This window comes from Terrabacter sp. R4-6 (assembly GCF_057529065.1).
In genome coordinates this window covers 1,300,559-1,317,557 of sequence record NZ_CP197224.1, presented here as the reverse complement: position 1 = coordinate 1,317,557, position 16,999 = coordinate 1,300,559, and the positions used below count along the sequence as shown (strand labels likewise).

Below are 16,999 nucleotides of genomic sequence, written 5' to 3'. Positions count from 1 at the left end.
TGTCGTGGTGGGTTCGCCTGTGGCGCAGGCGAACCCGCGCGCTCAACGCTGGTTGGTGAAGTTCAGCGCGACGTCGAGGTCGGCCTCGCGCAGCATCCGCTGGACGGCCTGGAGGTCGTCGCGGGACTTGCTCGACACCCGAAGCTCGTCGCCCTGGATCTGGCTCTTGACGCCCTTGGGTCCCTCGTCGCGGATCAGCTTGTTGATCTTCTTCGCGTTCTCCTGGGAGATGCCCTCCTTGAGGGGGGCGTCGAGGTGGTACTCCTTGCCGGAGATGCGCGGGCCGGCCTCGGGGACGTCGAGGTGCTTGAGGCTCACCTTGCGCTTGACGAGGTGCGTCTGCACGACGTCGAGCACTGCGAGGCAGCGCTCCTCGGTGTTCGCCTTCATCTTGATGACGTCGCCGGCGAGGTCGACGGAGGCGCCGACGTTCTTGAAGTCGTAGCGCGTCGCGATCTCCTTGCTGGCGCTGTTGACCGCGTTCGCGATCTCCTGCTTGTCGAACTTGCTGACGATGTCGAACGAGGAGTCGGCCATCGGTGGGTCCTTCCGGATGCTGTTGTCTGGTCCGTCGGGCGGGTGCGCGGAGGGGCCGCGGACACGACGAAGGCGTCGCCGCAGTCCCGATTTCGGACCGCGCCCGATCTCTTGCTATCCTTCCAGACGCACCAAGGCAGGTTGTCCGAGCGGCCAATGGAAACGGACTGTAAATCCGTCGCGAGAGCTACGAAGGTTCGAATCCTTCACCTGCCACCCAGTGCTCTGAAGGGCCCCTGACCAGCGGAAACGCCGGTCAGGGGCCCTTCTGCTGCGAAGGTGCTCCGCCATCCGGCGACGGGGGGAGCGAAGGCCTGACGGGGTCCGTGCGGAACCGACGACGTCGGCGCGCAGCTGCGACGTCCCTGTGCGTCGACTGCCTATAGTGGCCGCACTGGACAGGTCCGAGGTCGAAGCCGTTGGTGCACGTATGAAGAGTCTTGGTGGCGGGCGCGCAGGCCCATGGCGAACGCGCGGCGCATGACGATGCCCCGGCAGACGGCGACCGGGATGCATCGCCGAGATGTCCCGGCCCCGCGGCACCTCGCGAGAGACGGCTCCACACCGCGAGCGCAGACGGCTCGGGTGGTGACGGCGGCTGCACCCGACGAGGCCGAGGCGGCTGTCGCCGAGGCCTACCTGCCGAACCGCGTCGAAGCCTTGGAACCGGGCGCACTGACCATGCGCTTGGCCACCGCGCACATCGGGACGACCACGGTCGGTCAGCTGGAGTACGGACGCCGAATCCGCCTCGTGACCGAGGAGGCTCGTCATATCCACGTCAACACCCCTCTGGCGGGGACGGTCGTCTCCTGCGTGGGGCGCTCCGCGCCGGTGGCAACGACGAGCGGGCAGGCGGCAGTCTTTCCGGTCGGCGCACCCGCTGCCATCGAATGGAGCTCCGACGCCGTCCAGCTCTGCCTCATGGTCCCTGAGTCGACACTCGAGAGCGAGCTCGAGGAGCTCCTGGGGCATCCCGTCGAACGACCGCTGAACCTGCCGTTCCAGATGAGCCTCGCCACGTCCGAGGGGCGTGCCTGGCGGAGCATGGTGCAGCTGATCGCCGGAGAGCTCGCCTGCCGGGGACGTCTGCTGTCCCACCCGGCCGCTGGGCGTCAGCTGGAGAGGACCCTGCTGGACGCCCTTCTCCTCGGGCACGCGCACAGCCACATCGAAGAGCTCGACCGTCCCGACGTGCCGGCCGTTCCTCGCGCGGTGGCGCGCGCCGTCGACCTGCTGCACGAGCGCCCGGCAGAGGCCTGGTCGAGCACGGTGCTGGCCGGAGCCGTCCACGTGAGCGTGCGCTCACTCCAGGGCGGGTTCCGCCAGCACATCGGGAAACCGCCCATGACCTACCTGCGCGACCTGCGGCTCAAAGGCATCCACGAGGAGCTGAAGCGGGCGACCCCTGGGGCGACGACCGTGGAGACCGTGGCGTACAGCTGGGGAATGCTGCACCCGGGCCGCTTTGCTGCGGCCTATCGCCAGGCGTTCACGGAGATGCCGTCCCAGACCCTCAGGCGGCCACCGAGATAGGAACGTGCACGTGTGGGCGGTGCCACCGCACCGCGTTGCGTGATTCGGACGTAAGCGTGCGCGAGCTGGCTAGGCCGGGGGACCGCAGCCCGCTTGCATGGTGGTGGATGTTCCGCAGCTGTGCGGGACAGTGCGGTCGGCGCTCCCCACCCACCGACCGGGCTGATCCACTGAGGCGCGGGCGTGCGACATCCGAGGGTTGTGGCCGGTGAGAGACGCAGTCTCGAGCAAGCCGCAGATGGGTTGCGTGCTCCTCCGCGGGTGAGCGCTGCAGCTCAGGGAGTGGTCCCGGGACGCCCCCCGCCTACTCGGGACCGCTCACCCTGTTCCGCTCCACTGCGCACGACCCGGTGACCGGCCAGTGACCTGGCAACCGCCCTTCCCAGAGCAGAGGGAGTTCTGTGTGCACCACCACGCGTGACGTGCCGGTCCCTGGCACGGCGAGGCCCTTACCGACGCGGCGGCGGCCCGTGAGCCTTGGGGAGGTCGCGGCCCGGTTGGAGCACCGTCTCTACGCTGCGGAGCAGACCCAGCAAGCGCTCCGCGACGGCTGTGCGTTCGCCGTGCGCCAGGGCCTGTCCAGCGTGATTGCGCTACCCGAGGTCGTGCCGACGGTGGCCGGGCACCTGACCGGGACGTCGGTCGGAGTGGTCACGATCCCCGGCTGGCGCCACGGGGATGTGGAGCCGCTCGCCACTGCGGCCTTGGTGGCGGAGGCGCGACGACTGGCGGCCGACGGCGCCACGGACCTCGGGATGCTGGCCGGCGTCGACCGCCTGAGCGCCGACGCCGGGCACGGTTTCGCTGACGACGTCAGCGCGCTGGTCGAGGCCATGACGGCCTAGGACGTGCGGGTGCGAGTGGTGCTGGACACTGATGGGCTCACTCCGCAGGCCACCTTCGCGGCGTGCGAGCTGTTGGGCGCCACGGGTGTCTGGCTCGTCCAGGGCGGCTCGTGGCGGGGCGCGCGGACAGGCCTCACCCGCATACAGCTCATGAGGGACGCCTTGCCCGATGGAGTCGGACTGAAATGGACCTTTCCGCTCAGGTCGCTCGACTCGATGCTCATCTGCATGGCCGAGGGTGTCGACCTGTTCAACGGTGACCCGCAGTCGCTGCTGAAGGATGCGGCACGACGTATCGCGACCGGCCCGCTGGTCGTCCCGGTCAGCGGGGTCGACTACTGACCGAGAGCGTCCGCGGCCGGCCGAGCCGCCAGGCGGCACAGCTCGACCTCGAGCCGAGCGGTGAGGTCGTCCTGGTCGGGCACGACCGCGGGATCCGCGACGAGCGTCACGACGAGCCGGCCGGCATACGACAGGACGTCGAAGCTCACTCCGACGTTGCCCGGCGTGATCGCCATCGGGACGACGCCGCTGACCCGGCGCCCGGCGAGGTGCCAGGGGGCGGTCGGGCCCCTCACGTTGGTCACGAACGTGTGCACGAGACGCTGGTGGTCGACGAAGGTCTGGAAGGCACCGACGCGCGCGAGCATCCGGAAGGCCAGACCGAGTGGGCCTGACGAGGCTCCGCGCACGGGCCCCTTGCGCTGCGTCGTCAGCGCCGCGACCCTCCGCAGGCGCTCGTCGGCGTCGTCCACCAGGGGGAGGGGCAGCGACATGACGCCGGTGTGGTTGCCGAGCCGGTCCGCGACGGTCGAGCGGCGGTCCGACACCGGCACCGACGCGACGAGCTCGGACACGCTCTCCCCGCGCGACCGCAGCAGGCCCCCGACGGCACCGGCGACGGACGAGAGCACGAGGTCGTTGACGGTGCAGCCCCGGGCGTGGGCGCACTCGACGAGCCCCTCCACGGACACCGCGGCGGTGGTCATCCGGCGCCCCGGCCCGGTGGGTCGGTTGAGCGAGGTGCGTGCGGCCAGCCGGGGGTGCCGACCGGGCCCGGCGAGCTCGCGTATGCCGGTGACCGCCACCCCGAGCCGTGCCGGGGCGCGCTTCACGGCGGCCGCACGGGCCCGCCACGCGTCGCGGGCCAGCTCGGCGGTCGTCGGCGCCGGTCTCGGGAAGGGCGGTGGTCCCGACGCGCGAGCTGGGCCGGCGGGTGCGGGCGCGCGATCGTCGCAGAGGGCGGCGAGCACCGCGAGCCCGCCGAGACCGTCGGCGAGACAGTGGTGGGCGCTCAGCACGAGGGCGGCCTCGTCGTCGCCGGGGCGGGTGACCCAGCGGGCGGCCCACAGGGGGCGGTCGCGCGGGAGCGGGGTGCAGACGAAGGCGGCGGCCTCGGCGAGCAGCGTCGGGTCGACGGTCGCGGAACCGGTCGCCGCCCCGTCCGGCGAGCCGAGGTGTGGGTCGAGCACGACGTGGCTCAGGTGGCGGTCCACGTCGAAGTCCTCGGAGTCGACCCAGATCGACCGACCACACCCGATCGGCGTCGAGCGGAGCCGCTGACGAAGTCTGGGGACCAAGGGGATCCGGGCACTCAGGAGGGTGCGCACCTCGTCGAGGGCCAGTGTGCCGCCGTGCTCGACGACGAGGACGACCCCGATGTTCATGGGAGCGGGTCCTCGGTCGGTCGCCAACGTCGTCGCGTCGTTCGAGGTGACACGGTCGACGGACGTGGGGCGCGCGGACGTCTTCGACGGGTCCGGTCCGGGGCGGCGCTGCACCGGTGGTCCCTCAGCCCACCGGGTCCGACTCCGTATGGCGGTACTGGCCCCACAGGTAGTCGCGGTTCGGTGCCGACGTGAAGCGGCCCGGGTCCGACCCGCCGGCGCTGAGGTGACCGAGCGCGGAGACGGTGGCGGGACTCAGCGTCCGAGTGACCTGACCGCTCGGGGGTGCGGACCGACCCTCGCTGGGCGCCGCGGGAGCCGTCGTGCTCTCGGCGGCGGCGGTCTCACGCGTCAGGAAGGTGCCGAGCTCCGCGATCGTCGACATGAGCGGCGCCGGGAAGACGACGGTCGAGTTCTTGTCGACGCCCAGCTCGACAAGGGTCTGGAGGTTGCGCAGCTGGAGGGCCAGCGGGTGCTCCATCATGATGTCGGAGGCCTCACCGAGCGCCGTCGCGGCGAGGGACTCGCCCTCGGCGTTGATGATCTTGGAGCGCTTCTCGCGCTCGGCCTCGGCCTGTCGGGCCATGGCGCGCTTCATGCTCTCCGGGAGCTGGATGTCCTTGAGCTCGACGAGGGTGACCTCGACGCCCCAGTCGGCGGTCGTGACGTCGAGGATCCCGCGGATGTCGAGGTTGATCTTGTCCGTCTCCGAGAGCGTCTGGTCGAGGGTGTGCTGGCCGACCACCTTGCGCAGCGTGGTCTGGGCGATCTGGTCGATCGCGGCCCGGACGTTCTCGATGGCGACGACGGACTTCACCGGGTCGACGACCTTGAAGTAGGCGACGGCGGACACGTCGACGCTGACGTTGTCCTTGGTGATGATGCCCTGGGACTGGATGGGCATCGTGACGATCCGCAACGAGACCCGGTGCAGCGAGTCGACGACGGGGATGATCAGGTGCAGGCCGGGCGCTCGCTCGCCGATGACGACGCCGAGGCGGAAGAGCACGCCGGTCTCGTACTGCTGGACGACGCGGACCGACAGGGCGAGGAGCAGCAGCACGACCGCGACCACGATGGTGACGATGATCCAGGTCATGACGGGCGACCTTTCAGGCGAGGGGAACCGGGGACGGTCGCGAGCCCGCGAGCGGCGAGGTGGGTGCGTGACAGAGGCGTCCGCGCGGCCGAGCGGCACGGGATCGGTCGAGAGCGGGGGACGGTCGTGGGTGCAGGCATCGTGCGATCCCGGTGGGTCGGTGAACACGAGGCGCCCGGCGCGGAGCGGAGTACTCACGACCCCCGCGGCGTACGGTCGGGGCTCTCGGGCTGGCTGACTTCCCAGCACCTCCCACTGTACGTCCGGCCGCCGGAAGCCAGTAGGGACCAAGGACCCGGGCCTGCCGTTCGGCGGTGGTCAGTCCTGAAGTGCGCGGCGAGCCCCGGCTCGGCGAGGACCTAGCGGGGGTCGTTCTCGCTCACGCCGAGGCGGACCTTGCCCTTGCTCGGGCACTCGTCGGCGTGGGCGAGCGCGTCCTTACGGGCCTTGTCCCGGGCCCGACGGGCCGGGCCCGTCCAGTCGCAGCTCTTGCAGTAGCCCAGGACGAACGAACCGTCCTCCTGCGTCGAGTCGGCGTCGACGCGCTCGAGCGTCGCGTGGTGCTTGTTGCCCTCGCCGTCCTTGACCGTGAGCTCGTCACCGCGGCGCTTGAAGAACCGCGGGCCACCCCCAGACTTCGCCATGGCGTCATCGTCGCCTGCTTGGGCGCCGAGGGCCAGTCACTGCCCAGCGCGCGGATACCGTCCGCTGACGAGGTGCGGGTCCCGGTCAGGGGGCTCCCGGTCGAGAGAGAACATCCTGAGAGCCTGGGGAGATGGCCAGATTTTCTCGAATCATGCTCTTGCACAGACGAACTCGGCGGTGCTACAAAATTCTTACAGCGCATGCCACGGACCGTGAGATGCGGTCGTGGTCACCATGGAGCATCTGGACTTGATGGAGGTGACAACGATGCTGATGCGCACCGACCCCTTCCGCGACCCCTTCCGCGACCTCGACCGGGTGGCCCAGCTGGCCCTCGGGACCAGCGGCACCCTGGCCCGGCCCTCGGCGATGCCGATGGACGCCTGGCGTGACGGTGACACCTTCCACGTCGAGCTGGACCTGCCGGGCGTCGACCCGCAGTCCATCGACCTCGATGTCGAACGCAACGTCGTGACGGTCAAGGCCGAGCGTCCCACCCGTGCGAGCGATGCCGACCTCATCGCGGCCGAGCGGCCGCGGGGCGTCTTCAGCCGCCAGCTCGTGCTCGGCGACAGCCTCGACACCGAGCACATCCGTGCGAGCTACGACGCGGGCGTCCTGCGGCTCGCGATCCCCGTGGCGGAGCGCGCCAAGCCGCGCAAGATCGAGATCTCGCACGACGCGGACGACCGGAAGACGATCACCGCCTGAGGGAGGTGACGCTCATGGTCGTGCCCGTCGAGTCGGCCGCCGACGTCGACGAGGCCTTCATGGCCCTCGTCTGCGACGACGACGAGCTGCTGCGCGCCGAGTTCGACGCGATCATCGGCGCGGGCTGGCCGCCGGTGCGCCCACCCGACCACCCCGACCGGCCCGACGGAGGACCGCCCCGGCGCGCTCGTCGCGAGGCCGGCCGCCGGAGTGCGACGCACCGGGCGGTGCGGCGGGAGGTCGGTCCCGTCGCTCGGGGCCGGGAGCGCTCCCCGCCTGCCGGTCGCCGTCCGTCGTGATGGCGGGCCCTGGCCCGGACGCCGGGCCGGGGCACGCCGCACGGCACCGCTGCCGGCTCCCCGGGTGACCACTCACCCGGGGAGCCTGTCGTGTCACGCGGCTCACGCGGCCGGACTGCTCACCGAGGTCGCGGACGCGGTGCGGATCTGGAGCAGGGGCCGACGACGGGCTGCGTGCAGCGCGGACGCGCCAACGGTCCGGGCGCGACCGCCACTGACGGGGACGGGCAGTAGCCTGAGCCCATCGCCTGACCGTCCACCAGCAGATCCGGAGACCCCAGCACCGTGACGTCGCAGCCCGAATGGAGAAGCGGAACCCGCCACCCCACCGGCGGCTACGACAAGGTCATCGTCGCCCGCGGTGACACCCTCTACTTCACGGCGGCGCGGCTGCACCGCCTCGACGGCCCGGCCGTCGAGGCCGAGGACGGGTCGGTGCAGTACTGGGTGCACGGCAAGCAGGTGTCGGAGCAGGAGCACCGCGAGGGGCCGCGGGCCTAGCCCACGGCGACGAGGAGGGGCCACGGCCGCCGAGCGGGCGAGCGGACGAGCGGCTACCTGTGGGCGTCGTCGTACGCCGTGACGACGGCCTGCGGGATGCGGCCGCGCGCAGGTGCGTGGTGTCCTGTCTCGGCCGCCCAGGCGCGGATCAGCGCGTTGCGTGACTCGCCCACGGCGGGCAGCACCGTCGTCGACCGCGTGGGCGCCGTGTGCGTCCGGCGGTCGGCACCGGCGCGCCTGGCCCGGGACACCCAGCCCTCGAGCGCCGAGCGGAGCGCGTCGGCGTTCGCCTCGGAGAGGTCGATCTCGAAGGAGTTCCCGTCGATGCCGAAGGTGACGGTCTCGGCCGCCTCGGTGCCGTCGAGGTCGTCGACGAGGGAGACGATGGTCCGGCGCATGGGACGAGCCTAGTGGGCGCCCTCGGGGGTGGACGGAGGCACTCGCCACGCTGTGTAAGGTAAGGCTTACCTACTAGGCGCGCCGTCCGACGGGACCGGCGCGCCCCTCCGGATCCACGAAGGCAGCTCACATGACCTCCCGCCCCCGCACCACCATCGGCGTCGCCCTCGCGGCCGTCGGCGCCCTCGCCCTGACGGCCTGCGGCTCCGGCTCGTCCTCCGGCGACGGGTCGACCGACGGATCGGGCAGCATCACCGTCTACAACGCGCAGCACGAGAGCCTCACCCAGGAGTGGGTGGACGCGTTCACGAAGCAGACCGGCATCAAGGTCACCGTCCGCAACGGCGACGACTCCGAGATGTCCAACCAGATCGTCCAGGAGGGCGCGGCATCGCCGGCCGACGTCTTCCTCACCGAGAACAGCCCCGCCATGACGCAGGTCGAGAACGCCGGGCTGTTCGCCGACGTCGACAAGGCCACGCTCGACCAGGTGCCCGCCGCGTTCCGGCCCTCGACGGGCAAGTGGACCGGCATCGCGGCCCGCTCGACGGTCCTCGTCTACGACAAGCGCACGCTGCAGGAGAACCAGCTCCCCGCCTCGATGCTCGACCTCGCGAAGCCGGAGTGGAAGGGCCGCTGGGCCGCCTCACCGTCCGGTGCCGACTTCCAGGCCATCGTGTCCGCGCTGCTCGAGCTCAAGGGCGCGGCCGTGGCCAACGACTGGCTGACCGCGATGAAGACCAACGCCAAGGTCTACAAGGGCAACAGCACCGCGATGAAGGCGGTCAACTCCGGCGAGGTCGAGACCGCGCTGATCTACCACTACTACTACTACGGCGACCAGGCGAAGACCGGCGAGAACTCGGCCAACGTCGGCACCCACTACTTCAAGAACGAGGACCCGGGCGCCTTCGTCTCGGTCTCCGGTGGCGGCGTGCTGAACTCGTCGAAGAACGCCGCGGCCGCCCAGTCGTTCCTGAAGTTCGTCACCGGCAGGGCCGGCCAGGAGGTGCTGCAGAAGGGCACGTCCTTCGAGTACGCCGTCGGCTCCGACGTGCCGTCGAACCCGGCGCTCGTGCCGCTGAAGGACCTCCGGGCCCCGACGGTCGACCCCGCCAAGCTCAACTCCGCCACGGTCACCGATCTGATGACCAAGGCGGGTCTGCTGTAGTTCTCGGGTGACCACCGACCTCACCGCTCCGGGCGCACACCGCGCGACCGGCACCGGCACGGCCCGCACGCCGGGCCCGGGCACCCGCCCGGGCCCGGCGTCCGGGCGTCGGCGACCGTCGGCCCTGGCGGTCATCGCCGTGCTCATCGCGCTCTTCTCGCTCGTGCCCCTCGGCTACGTCATCGCGATGACGGTCGCCACCGGCTGGGACACCGCGGTCGGGCTGATCTTCCGCGCCCGCGTCGGTGAGCTGCTGATCAACACCATCCTGCTCATGGCGGTGTCGGTGCCGCTGTGCCTCGTCCTCGGCGTCGGTGGCGCCTGGCTCGTCGAGCGGACCGCCTTGCGCGGCAACAGGTTCTGGGCCCTCGCGCTCGCCGCGCCGCTCGCCATCCCTGCGTTCGTCAACAGCTACGGCTGGGTGTCGGCCGTGCCGTCCCTCGCGGGTCTCTGGTCGGGGGTGCTCATCTCGGTGCTGTCGTACTTCCCGCTCGTCTACATCCCGGCCGCGGCGACCCTGAGCCGCCTCGACCCGGCGCTCGAGGAGTCGGCAGCCGCGCTCGGGCTCGGCCCGTGGCAGGTCTTCCGCAGGGTCGTGCTGCCGCAGCTGCGGCTCGCGATGACCGGGGGCGCGCTGCTCGTCGGCCTGCACCTGCTCGCCGAGTACGGCGCCTTCGCGATGATCCGCTTCGACACCTTCACGACGGCGATCATGGTGCAGTACCAGTCCACCTTCAACGGCGCGGCCGGCAACATGCTCGCCAGCGTCCTCGTCGTCCTGTGCCTCCTGCTGCTCGTCGCCGAGGTCCGCACCCGCGGCACCGCGCGCTACGCCCGCGTCGGCTCCGGTGGGCAGGCTGCCCCGGGGCGTATGCCGCTCCGCCGGCTCCACGTGCCGGCCCAGCTCGCGCTCCTGCTGCTCGTCGTGCTCGCCGTCGGAGTGCCGATGTGGTTCGTCCTCCGGTGGGTCGTGCTCGGCGGCTCGGAGATCTGGGCCCCCGACGAGATCGTCCCGGCCCTGCTCCAGACGCTGGTCTACGGCGCGGCCGGGGCGGCGGCGACGACGCTCGTCGCCTTCCCGATGGCCTTCCTCGCCGTGCGGCGGCCCAGCTGGTTCACCCGCTCGCTCGAGCTGTCCAACTACATCACGAGCTCGATGCCGGGCATCGTCGTCGGCCTCGCCTTCGTCACCGTGAGCATCCGCTTCCTGCCGGCCTTCTACCAGACGGCCGTCGTCCTCGTCGCGGCCTACGTCCTGCTCTTCCTGCCGCGCAGCCTCGTCAGCCTCCGCTCGGGGCTCGCGCAGGCACCGCGGGAGCTCGAGGAGGCCGCGCAGGCCCTCGGCGTACGGCCCTTCGCGGCCTTCGTCCGGGTCACGCTTCGGCTCACGGCACCGGCCGCGGCCGGGGGAGCGGCCCTGGTCTTCCTCGCCATCGTCAACGAGCTGACGGCGACCCTGCTGCTCGCCCCGAACGGCACCACCACCCTCGCGACGGAGTTCTGGGCCAAGAGCAGCGAGATCGACTACGCCGGGGCCGCGCCGTACGCCCTGCTCATGGTCGTGCTCTCGGCGCCGATGACCTACCTGCTCTTCCAGCAGTCGAAGAAAGCGGCCGGACAATGACCACGACACCTCCGTCGACCGCCGTGCACCCGCCGGTCGACTACCACGACCCGTCGGCCCGGGGCCGCCTCGAGGTCGGTGGACTGACGAAGAGCTTCGGCCCGCAGCAGGTGCTCCGCGGCGTCACCCTGTCGGTCGACCCGGGGAGCACGACGGCCATCGTCGGCCCGTCGGGGTCGGGCAAGACGACCCTGCTGCGGCTCATCGCCGGCTTCGAGCGCGCCGACGCGGGCTCGGTCACCCTGAGCGGGCGCGTCCTCGCGAGCGATGACGCCTGGGTGCCCGCCCACCACCGCGACGTCGGCTACGTCGCCCAGGACGGCGCCCTCTTCCCGCACCTGACGGTCGGCCAGAACATCTCCTTCGGCATCGACGCCTCGGAGCTGACCGGCGGCCGCAAGGCGGTGCGGGCTCGCGTCGCCGAGCTGCTCGAGATGGTCTCGCTCGACAGCGCGCTCGCGGCGCGGCGACCGCACGAGATCTCGGGCGGGCAGCAGCAGCGGGTGGCGCTCGCGCGGGCCCTCGCCCGCGAGCCCGAGCTCATGCTCCTCGACGAGTCCTTCTCGGCCCTCGATGCGGGGCTGCGGGTCGCGACCCGGCGCACGGTGGCCAAGGTGCTCCACGACGCCGGCATCACGACGGTCCTCGTCACCCACGACCAGGCCGAGGCGCTGAGCTTCGCCGACCAGGTCGCCGTGATGCGCGACGGTCTGCTCGCGCAGGTCGATCGTCCGCTCGAGGTCTACACGCGACCGGTCGACCGCGCCACGGCCGAGTTCCTCGGTGACGCGGTCATGCTCGAGGCGTGGGTGGACGGCGACACCGCCACCTGCTCCCTCGGCGCCGTCCCGCTCGCGCCGACGTCGCTGCGCGGTCGGGTCCAGCTCATGCTGCGGCCGGAGCAGATCCGCGTCGACGAGCACGGCCCGATCCGTGGCGTCGTCGTCGACACCGACTACTTCGGTCCCGAGAGCACCGTTCGTCTCGAGCTGACCTCGGGCCGCGAACCGGGTTGCGAGACCTCGGCGCTCGCGCGCGAGGGCGAGATCATCAGCATCCGCCACTCCAACGCGTTCATCGCCGCCAAGGGCACCGAGCTGCGCCTGCGCATCGAGGGAGAGGCCATCGCCTTCCCCCCGGACGCCTGAGCCCGGGACGGCCCCGGAGGTCCGAGCCGTCAGGGCATCGGCACTGGGACGTCGGTGCCGCCCTGCGGGGTGATGCGTCCACGGACCTGCACCACGCTCGGCATCGGCACGAACCCGCCCGCCAGCAGCGCCTCGCCCTGCCGGAAGCGGGCTGCCTGGGCGAGCAGGCCGCGGGGCACGAAGCCGAAGACCGAGGCGAGCTGGTCGAGGTCGTCCCGCGAGTTCATCCGCATCAGCGTCAGGTTGTCGCACTGCGACACGATGCCGGGGTGCACCTTCGAGGGGCGCTGGGTCGACAGGAGCAGCCAGAGGCCGTACTTGCGGCCCTCCGCCGCGATCTGGATGAGCCGGTCGCGCACCGCCACGCCGAGCGGCGTCTCCGGGTCGGGCGGGCAGAGGTTGTGCGCCTCGTCGACGACGATGAGCAGCGGGCGCCGCTCGGCCCGGCGCGCCCACAGGTCGTCGAGCACGGCCAGCGCGACGGTGAGCTGCTCCTCGTGCCGGTCGTAGCCGCCGAGGTCGACCACCGTCGCGGCCGGTCGCCGGGCGATGACCTCGGTGACGGCCGTCGCGCCGAACGCCCAGGTCCGCGTCCACTCGGTGAGGCCGAGGTTCTCCAGGCGCTGGGCCAGCGCCTCGGCGTCCGGATCCCCGAGAGAACGCATGTAGGGGACGATCTGCCCCGCGTCCACGGTCTGGAAGTCGCCGCCGAAGAGGCGCAGCAGCGCGTTGTACTCGGCTCGGTCGATGACCGGGTCGAGGCGCAGGACGGCGGCCTTGGCCCGCGACGTCAGCTCGGTGAAGCGCACCCGCAGCGGGTTCTCCTCGTCGTCGGGCCGCAGCACGACGACCTCGCGGTCCCGGAGCGCCTGCGCCTGCTCGGCATCCGCGGCGTCGGCCTGGACGGCCCGTTCGTGCAGGCGCACGAAGTCGCTGTTGGGGTCGAAGACGACCATGGGGAGACGGGTCGTCAGTAGGATGCGCTCGAGCAGGACGCCGAGGGCGTACGTCTTGCCCGACCCGCTCTGCCCGCACCAGAACGTGTGCCGGTTGAGGCGGTTGGGCACGAGCGCGACGCCCACCGAGTCCTGGCCGGCGAGGTGTCCGAGGTGCAGGACGGGATCCGCGCCCGAGAGCAGCCGCTGCACGGTGTCGGGTCGGGTCGGCCGGACCGGGACGTCGTGCCAGGGGGAGTCGGTTGCTCGCCCCGAGCCGCCCGAGCCGCCCGAGCCGCCCCCGACGTGGACCAGGGTCCCCGTGGCGGCGAAGCCGGAGCCCGACGCCTCGCCGGCGACCTCCTCGACGAAGGCGAGGATGCCGTCCTCGCCCTCGAGCTCGAGGTAGTCACCCGGCAGCGGGCGTTCGCCCGCGGGCCCGCGCGCGACGAAGGACCGGCCGTCCGCGGACTCGAGATGGGTCAGCGCCGACGACGGCGCGGAGGTCGGAGCGGTGGGCGGGTCGACCTCGACGTTCGCAGTCATGGATCCATGATGCTCACGCCTGACGCCCGGTGGGCACCCTTGCGGGCCGACGGCCTCGCGCTGCGCCCGAAGATCACCCTGGAGGGGTGAGCGCACGGCGTCCCGAGGTGACCATGCTCGAAGGTGGGGCGGGTGTGACGTCGGGTCCACCCCCAGCCGGTCCAGCGCCGGGGAGGGCTCATGGAGCAGTCGGACTTCGTCCACACCGGGCAGAAGGTCGGCCTCGTCATGGCCTCCTTCGTCACACCGTCGACGCTCGCGCCGTCGTTGTCGAAACGCTCCTGGCAGGACCAGGGGATCATCACCGGACTGTCGGCGGGAGCCCACTACCTCATCGCCATCTCCTCGCAGGACGTCATCGACGTCGTGGCGAACGCCGCAGCGACGTGGCCCGTCTTCCCGGACGGCTGGTCCGACGAGCGCCGCCGGTCGGCGGCCGCCCTGGGGTGCGAGCTCGTCATGGCGCCGCTGGGGCTGGGTCTCGCCGCCTACCTCGACCGGCGTGGCGTCGCGACGGCGAAGGACGGGGTCCTGCGCCAGGGAGCGTGGCGGATGGGCGCCACGGGCCTGTCCGGGTCGGTGCTCATCGGGGCGACGGCCGGGGTGCGCCGGCTCGACCGCGCGGTCGGTGCGGACGGACGTCTCGCCGCCCTGCCGCTGTCGATCCCCGTGGGTCTGGCCACGTCGGCGCTCATCGAGCGGGCCCGGCGCGAGTCCGGCTCGGAGGCAGGGCTCGACACCGTCGACGACGTGCCCACCCTCCGTGGGCTCGCCGCCGGTGGCGCGGTCCTCGCCGTGCTCTACGGCGCCGGCTGGGCCGAGCGATGGACCGCCGAGCAGGTGCGCCGGCTCGCTCCTGGACAGGCGCCCGGCTCCGGGCTCGCCTGGCAGCTGGCCTCGCACGCGGCCTTCATGGCCGGCGCGGGCTTCGCCGTCAACGCGCTCTGGACCCGGGTCATGCAGCGCATCGAGGCCGTGACGACGACCGTGGACCCGTGGATGCGGGCTGCACCCGGCGTGTGGACCGACCCGATGACGAGCGGCGACCCCGCCAGCCTCGTCTCCTGGGACTCCCTCGGACGGGAGGGCCGGCGGCACGCCGTCACCTACGTGCGCCCGGCACCCGTCCCGAACCCCCTACCGCTGCCCGACGGCAGGACCCCGCCGGACCTGTCGATCGCGACGGTCATGGGCGAGCCCGCCCGCGCCCACCCCGTGCAGGTCTTCGTCGGCCTCGACAGTGCACCGAGCCCCACCGAGCGCGTCGAGCTCGCGATCGCCGAGATGGACCGCACCGACGCGTGGTCGCGCTCGCTGCTCATGCTCGTGTCGCCCACCGGGACGGGCTACGTCAACTACGTCGCGATCGCCGCCGCGCAGTACCTCACCCGCGGCGACGTCGCGAGCGTCACGATGCAGTACTCCAAGCGCCCGTCGCCGCTGTCGCTCGGCAAGGTCCGCGACGCCCGCGAGCAGAACCGGCTGCTGTGGCTGCGCATCCTCCAGCGGGTGCGTGCCATGGCGCCGGACGAGCGGCCCGAGGTCGTGCTCTTCGGGGAGTCGCTCGGGGCGCACACGAGCCAGGACGTGCTGCTCGGCTGGGGAACCCTCGGCCCGCAGGCGCTCGGCATCGACCGGGCCCTGTGGATCGGAACCCCCGGCGGCAGCAAGTGGATGCACGAGGTGACCGGCGCGCCGCGTCCCGACGTCGACGCGAGCCTCGTCACGGTCGTCAACGACCACGAGCAGCTCGTCGCCCTGGGCCAGGACGTCCGGGACCGGCTGCGCTACGTGCTGCTCAGCCACGACAACGACGGCGTGACGAAGTTCGGCCTCGACCTGCTCAACCGCAGGCCCGCCTGGCTGGGACCCGACCGGCCACGCCGCGAGGACGTGCCGCTGCGGTCACCACGCGGCATACCCGCGGGGATGCGGTGGCGACCCGTCACGACGTTCTTCCAGACGCTCATCGACATGAAGAACGCGCAGCTGCCGGGCGAGTTCAGGGCCTGGGCCCACGACTACCGCGCCGACCTGCCCGAGTTCATCCGCGACGTCTACGACCTGACGTGCACCGACGAGCAGATGCACGCCATCCAGGACGCGGTGCGGGTGCGCGAGGAGTTCCGCGAGGGGGTCTTCGCCTGAGCGACCAGCAGCACCAGCACCATCCGATCCATCCCTGACAGCCAGAACCACCTGAACGGAGGCCGCCATGGCCGGAGCCAGCCCCACCGCCCCCACCCACCGCGCACGCACGCTCTGGGCCGCCGGGGCGAGCACGTTCGCCGCGACGATCATGCTCGTCGTCGGCGTGTTCCAGTTCGTCGAGGGACTCATCGCCGTCGTCAACGGCCCCGAGTTCTACGTCACCACGCCGAGCTACGTCTTCACCTTCAACGCGACCGCCTGGGGGTGGTTCCACATGGTCATCGGCCTGGCGGCGGCGGTCGCGGGCGGCTTCATCTTCACCGGCAACCTGCTGGCCCGGTCGGTCGGTGTCGCCCTCGCCGTGCTGTCGGCGCTCGCGAACTTCCTGTGGCTGCCGTACTACCCGCTCTGGGGGATCATCATCATCGCCCTCGACGTGCTCGTCATCTGGGGCCTGACCTCGGTCGACCTCAGCGACCTCTGACCCGCTCTCTGACGCGACCTCAGTCGCGCGGGAGCATCGCGGGTCCGAGCCGGAGCAGCTCGGCGCGCAGCGTCTCGTCGTCGACGTCGGCGAGCATCGGGTCGATGCCGGCCTGGGCGACGCCAGCGCCGACGACGGAGACGGCGATGCGCCGGCGCAGGTCCGGCGCGGGGCCGAGGAGCAGCGCGGTCAGCCGGCCGATGAGCGAGTTGAGGTCGTCGTGGCCGGCCATGATGCGCTCGACCGCGGGGTCGCGCATGAGGGCGGCGACGACCTGGCGGTGACCGATCACGAGGTCGACGAGTCCCCGGAGCGCGGCCGTCGCGGCTGCGTCGGGGGTCGCCTCCGCCTCCGCGGCCGTCACGAAGGCCGTCATGTCGACGAGGGCCTCCTCGAGGACGGCGAGGACGATGTCCTCCTTGGCGTGGAACTGGTAGTAGACGGCCGCCTTGGTGACCCCGAGGTGGTCGGCGATCATCTGCAGCGACGTCCCGGTGACGCCGTGCTCGGCGAAGAGCTCGACGGCGGCGTCGATGACGCGTCGGCGGCCGTGGCCCCGCGGGGCCTGGGGTCGTGCCACGGTCGCCTCCTCGTCGGTCGTCCACGCGGTGTCCGTATGCCGTGTGCCGCGGTTCGCGGGTCGACGTCCCGTCGGCGGGTGGCGTGGTGGCCGTCACCCTAGCGGAGTTAGCCGATCGGCT

General features: G+C 71.9%; 18 protein-coding genes and 1 tRNA gene. 12 read left to right on the top strand and 7 right to left on the bottom strand.

Features of this window, described 5'->3' with window-relative positions; genetic code table 11:
• Window positions 1-42: 42 nt before the first annotated feature.
• Complete coding sequence (locus ACSSS0_RS06200) at window positions 43-537, bottom strand: YajQ family cyclic di-GMP-binding protein (protein ID WP_435984833.1); 495 nt, start codon at window positions 535-537, stop codon at window positions 43-45.
• Window positions 538-672: 135 nt separating this feature from the next.
• Between ACSSS0_RS06200 and ACSSS0_RS06195 the strand changes: the two genes are divergently transcribed.
• The 4 genes from ACSSS0_RS06195 to ACSSS0_RS06180 all read left to right on the top strand — a co-directional run bounded on the left by ACSSS0_RS06195 (window position 673) and on the right by ACSSS0_RS06180 (window position 3,260).
• Window positions 673-753 (top strand) — tRNA-Tyr (locus ACSSS0_RS06195).
• Window positions 754-1,125: 372 nt separating this feature from the next.
• Complete coding sequence (locus ACSSS0_RS06190) at window positions 1,126-2,073, top strand: AraC family transcriptional regulator (protein WP_487230431.1); 948 nt, start codon at window positions 1,126-1,128, stop codon at window positions 2,071-2,073.
• Between the two features lie 470 nt (window positions 2,074-2,543).
• Window positions 2,544-2,918: a hypothetical protein gene (locus ACSSS0_RS06185; RefSeq protein WP_487230430.1), complete on the top strand. Its 375-nt coding sequence runs from the start codon at window positions 2,544-2,546 to the stop codon at window positions 2,916-2,918.
• Window positions 2,919-2,927: 9 nt separating this feature from the next.
• Window positions 2,928-3,260 carry a hypothetical protein gene (locus tag ACSSS0_RS06180; protein WP_487230429.1) on the top strand — a complete coding sequence of 111 codons (333 nt, stop codon included), beginning with the start codon at window positions 2,928-2,930 and terminating at the stop codon, window positions 3,258-3,260.
• Here the strand turns inward: ACSSS0_RS06180 and ACSSS0_RS06175 are convergent.
• From ACSSS0_RS06175 to ACSSS0_RS06165, 3 genes are all read right to left on the bottom strand, one after another.
• Window positions 3,254-4,699 (bottom strand): wax ester/triacylglycerol synthase domain-containing protein, encoded by a 1,446-nt coding sequence (locus ACSSS0_RS06175; protein WP_487230428.1) that lies wholly within the window; start codon window positions 4,697-4,699, stop codon window positions 3,254-3,256. The two genes, ACSSS0_RS06180 and ACSSS0_RS06175, sit on opposite strands and share 7 nt — an antisense overlap.
• Window positions 4,700-4,709: 10 nt before the next feature.
• Entirely contained in the window at window positions 4,710-5,684 is a 975-nt protein-coding gene (locus ACSSS0_RS06170) for a slipin family protein (RefSeq protein WP_487230427.1), read from the bottom strand.
• 359 nt (window positions 5,685-6,043) lie between these two features.
• Window positions 6,044-6,328, bottom strand: coding sequence for a hypothetical protein (locus tag ACSSS0_RS06165; RefSeq protein ID WP_435984838.1), 285 nt, complete (start codon window positions 6,326-6,328; stop codon window positions 6,044-6,046).
• 268 nt (window positions 6,329-6,596) lie between these two features.
• On the opposite strand from ACSSS0_RS06165, the gene ACSSS0_RS06160 reads away from it, so the two are divergent.
• The 3 genes from ACSSS0_RS06160 to ACSSS0_RS06150 all read left to right on the top strand — a co-directional run bounded on the left by ACSSS0_RS06160 (window position 6,597) and on the right by ACSSS0_RS06150 (window position 7,840).
• On the top strand, window positions 6,597-7,040 hold the full coding sequence (locus ACSSS0_RS06160) for an Hsp20/alpha crystallin family protein (protein ID WP_487230426.1): 444 nt from the start codon (window positions 6,597-6,599) through the stop codon (window positions 7,038-7,040).
• Window positions 7,041-7,054: 14 nt separating this feature from the next.
• Complete coding sequence (locus ACSSS0_RS06155) at window positions 7,055-7,339, top strand: hypothetical protein (RefSeq protein WP_487230425.1); 285 nt, start codon at window positions 7,055-7,057, stop codon at window positions 7,337-7,339.
• A 285-nt stretch (window positions 7,340-7,624) separates the two neighbouring features.
• On the top strand, window positions 7,625-7,840 hold the full coding sequence (locus tag ACSSS0_RS06150; protein WP_487230424.1) for a hypothetical protein: 216 nt from the start codon (window positions 7,625-7,627) through the stop codon (window positions 7,838-7,840).
• 53 nt (window positions 7,841-7,893) lie between these two features.
• Here ACSSS0_RS06150 and ACSSS0_RS06145 read toward each other — a convergent pair whose 3' ends face one another.
• Window positions 7,894-8,238: a histone-like nucleoid-structuring protein Lsr2 gene (locus ACSSS0_RS06145; RefSeq protein WP_487230423.1), complete on the bottom strand. Its 345-nt coding sequence runs from the start codon at window positions 8,236-8,238 to the stop codon at window positions 7,894-7,896.
• Window positions 8,239-8,369: 131 nt separating this feature from the next.
• Here ACSSS0_RS06145 and ACSSS0_RS06140 point away from each other — a divergent pair, with 131 nt between their 5' ends.
• Genes ACSSS0_RS06140 through ACSSS0_RS06130 form a run of 3 tightly spaced genes read left to right on the top strand, consistent with a single transcriptional unit; the run spans window position 8,370 to window position 12,182 of the window.
• A complete protein-coding gene (locus ACSSS0_RS06140; protein ID WP_487230422.1) occupies window positions 8,370-9,410 on the top strand; it encodes an iron ABC transporter substrate-binding protein in 1,041 nt (346 codons plus the stop codon).
• 7 nt (window positions 9,411-9,417) lie between these two features.
• The gene (locus ACSSS0_RS06135) at window positions 9,418-11,034 is read left to right on the top strand and encodes an ABC transporter permease (RefSeq protein WP_487230421.1); all 1,617 of its coding nucleotides are present in this window, start codon (window positions 9,418-9,420) and stop codon (window positions 11,032-11,034) included.
• Window positions 11,031-12,182, top strand: coding sequence for an ABC transporter ATP-binding protein (locus ACSSS0_RS06130; protein WP_487230420.1), 1,152 nt, complete (start codon window positions 11,031-11,033; stop codon window positions 12,180-12,182). Before ACSSS0_RS06135 ends, ACSSS0_RS06130 begins: the two co-directional genes overlap by 4 nt.
• 29 nt (window positions 12,183-12,211) lie before the next feature.
• Here the strand turns inward: ACSSS0_RS06130 and ACSSS0_RS06125 are convergent, their stop codons facing one another.
• Complete coding sequence (locus ACSSS0_RS06125) at window positions 12,212-13,663, bottom strand: ATP-binding protein (protein WP_487230419.1); 1,452 nt, start codon at window positions 13,661-13,663, stop codon at window positions 12,212-12,214.
• 180 nt (window positions 13,664-13,843) lie between these two features.
• Here ACSSS0_RS06125 and ACSSS0_RS06120 point away from each other — a divergent pair, with 180 nt between their 5' ends.
• Together ACSSS0_RS06120 and ACSSS0_RS06115 are read left to right on the top strand one after the other, a co-directional pair.
• Window positions 13,844-15,811, top strand: coding sequence for an alpha/beta-hydrolase family protein (locus tag ACSSS0_RS06120; protein WP_487230418.1), 1,968 nt, complete (start codon window positions 13,844-13,846; stop codon window positions 15,809-15,811).
• A 67-nt stretch (window positions 15,812-15,878) separates the two neighbouring features.
• A complete protein-coding gene (locus ACSSS0_RS06115; protein ID WP_487230417.1) occupies window positions 15,879-16,298 on the top strand; it encodes a DUF7144 family membrane protein in 420 nt (139 codons plus the stop codon).
• A gap of 19 nt (window positions 16,299-16,317) precedes the next feature.
• On the opposite strand, the gene ACSSS0_RS06110 is transcribed toward ACSSS0_RS06115, so the two are convergent.
• The gene (locus ACSSS0_RS06110; RefSeq protein WP_487230416.1) at window positions 16,318-16,878 is read right to left on the bottom strand and encodes a TetR family transcriptional regulator; all 561 of its coding nucleotides are present in this window, start codon (window positions 16,876-16,878) and stop codon (window positions 16,318-16,320) included.
• Between the last annotated feature and the right edge of the window lie 121 nt (window positions 16,879-16,999).

What these genes read in the sequence shown, in the direction of transcription:
- ACSSS0_RS06200 (WP_435984833.1), bottom strand. Translation starts at nt 537, where the DNA reads ATGGCCGACTCCTCGTTCGACATCGTCAGCAAGTTCGACAAGCAGGAG.
- ACSSS0_RS06170 (WP_487230427.1), bottom strand. Translation starts at nt 5,684, where the DNA reads ATGACCTGGATCATCGTCACCATCGTGGTCGCGGTCGTGCTGCTGCTC.
- ACSSS0_RS06165 (WP_435984838.1), bottom strand. Translation starts at nt 6,328, where the DNA reads ATGGCGAAGTCTGGGGGTGGCCCGCGGTTCTTCAAGCGCCGCGGTGAC.
- ACSSS0_RS06160 (WP_487230426.1), top strand. Translation starts at nt 6,597, where the DNA reads ATGCTGATGCGCACCGACCCCTTCCGCGACCCCTTCCGCGACCTCGAC.
- ACSSS0_RS06155 (WP_487230425.1), top strand. Translation starts at nt 7,055, where the DNA reads ATGGTCGTGCCCGTCGAGTCGGCCGCCGACGTCGACGAGGCCTTCATG.
- ACSSS0_RS06145 (WP_487230423.1), bottom strand. Translation starts at nt 8,238, where the DNA reads ATGCGCCGGACCATCGTCTCCCTCGTCGACGACCTCGACGGCACCGAG.
- ACSSS0_RS06140 (WP_487230422.1), top strand. Translation starts at nt 8,370, where the DNA reads ATGACCTCCCGCCCCCGCACCACCATCGGCGTCGCCCTCGCGGCCGTC.
- ACSSS0_RS06130 (WP_487230420.1), top strand. Translation starts at nt 11,031, where the DNA reads ATGACCACGACACCTCCGTCGACCGCCGTGCACCCGCCGGTCGACTAC.
- ACSSS0_RS06125 (WP_487230419.1), bottom strand. Translation starts at nt 13,663, where the DNA reads ATGACTGCGAACGTCGAGGTCGACCCGCCCACCGCTCCGACCTCCGCG.
- ACSSS0_RS06120 (WP_487230418.1), top strand. Translation starts at nt 13,844, where the DNA reads ATGGAGCAGTCGGACTTCGTCCACACCGGGCAGAAGGTCGGCCTCGTC.
- ACSSS0_RS06115 (WP_487230417.1), top strand. Translation starts at nt 15,879, where the DNA reads ATGGCCGGAGCCAGCCCCACCGCCCCCACCCACCGCGCACGCACGCTC.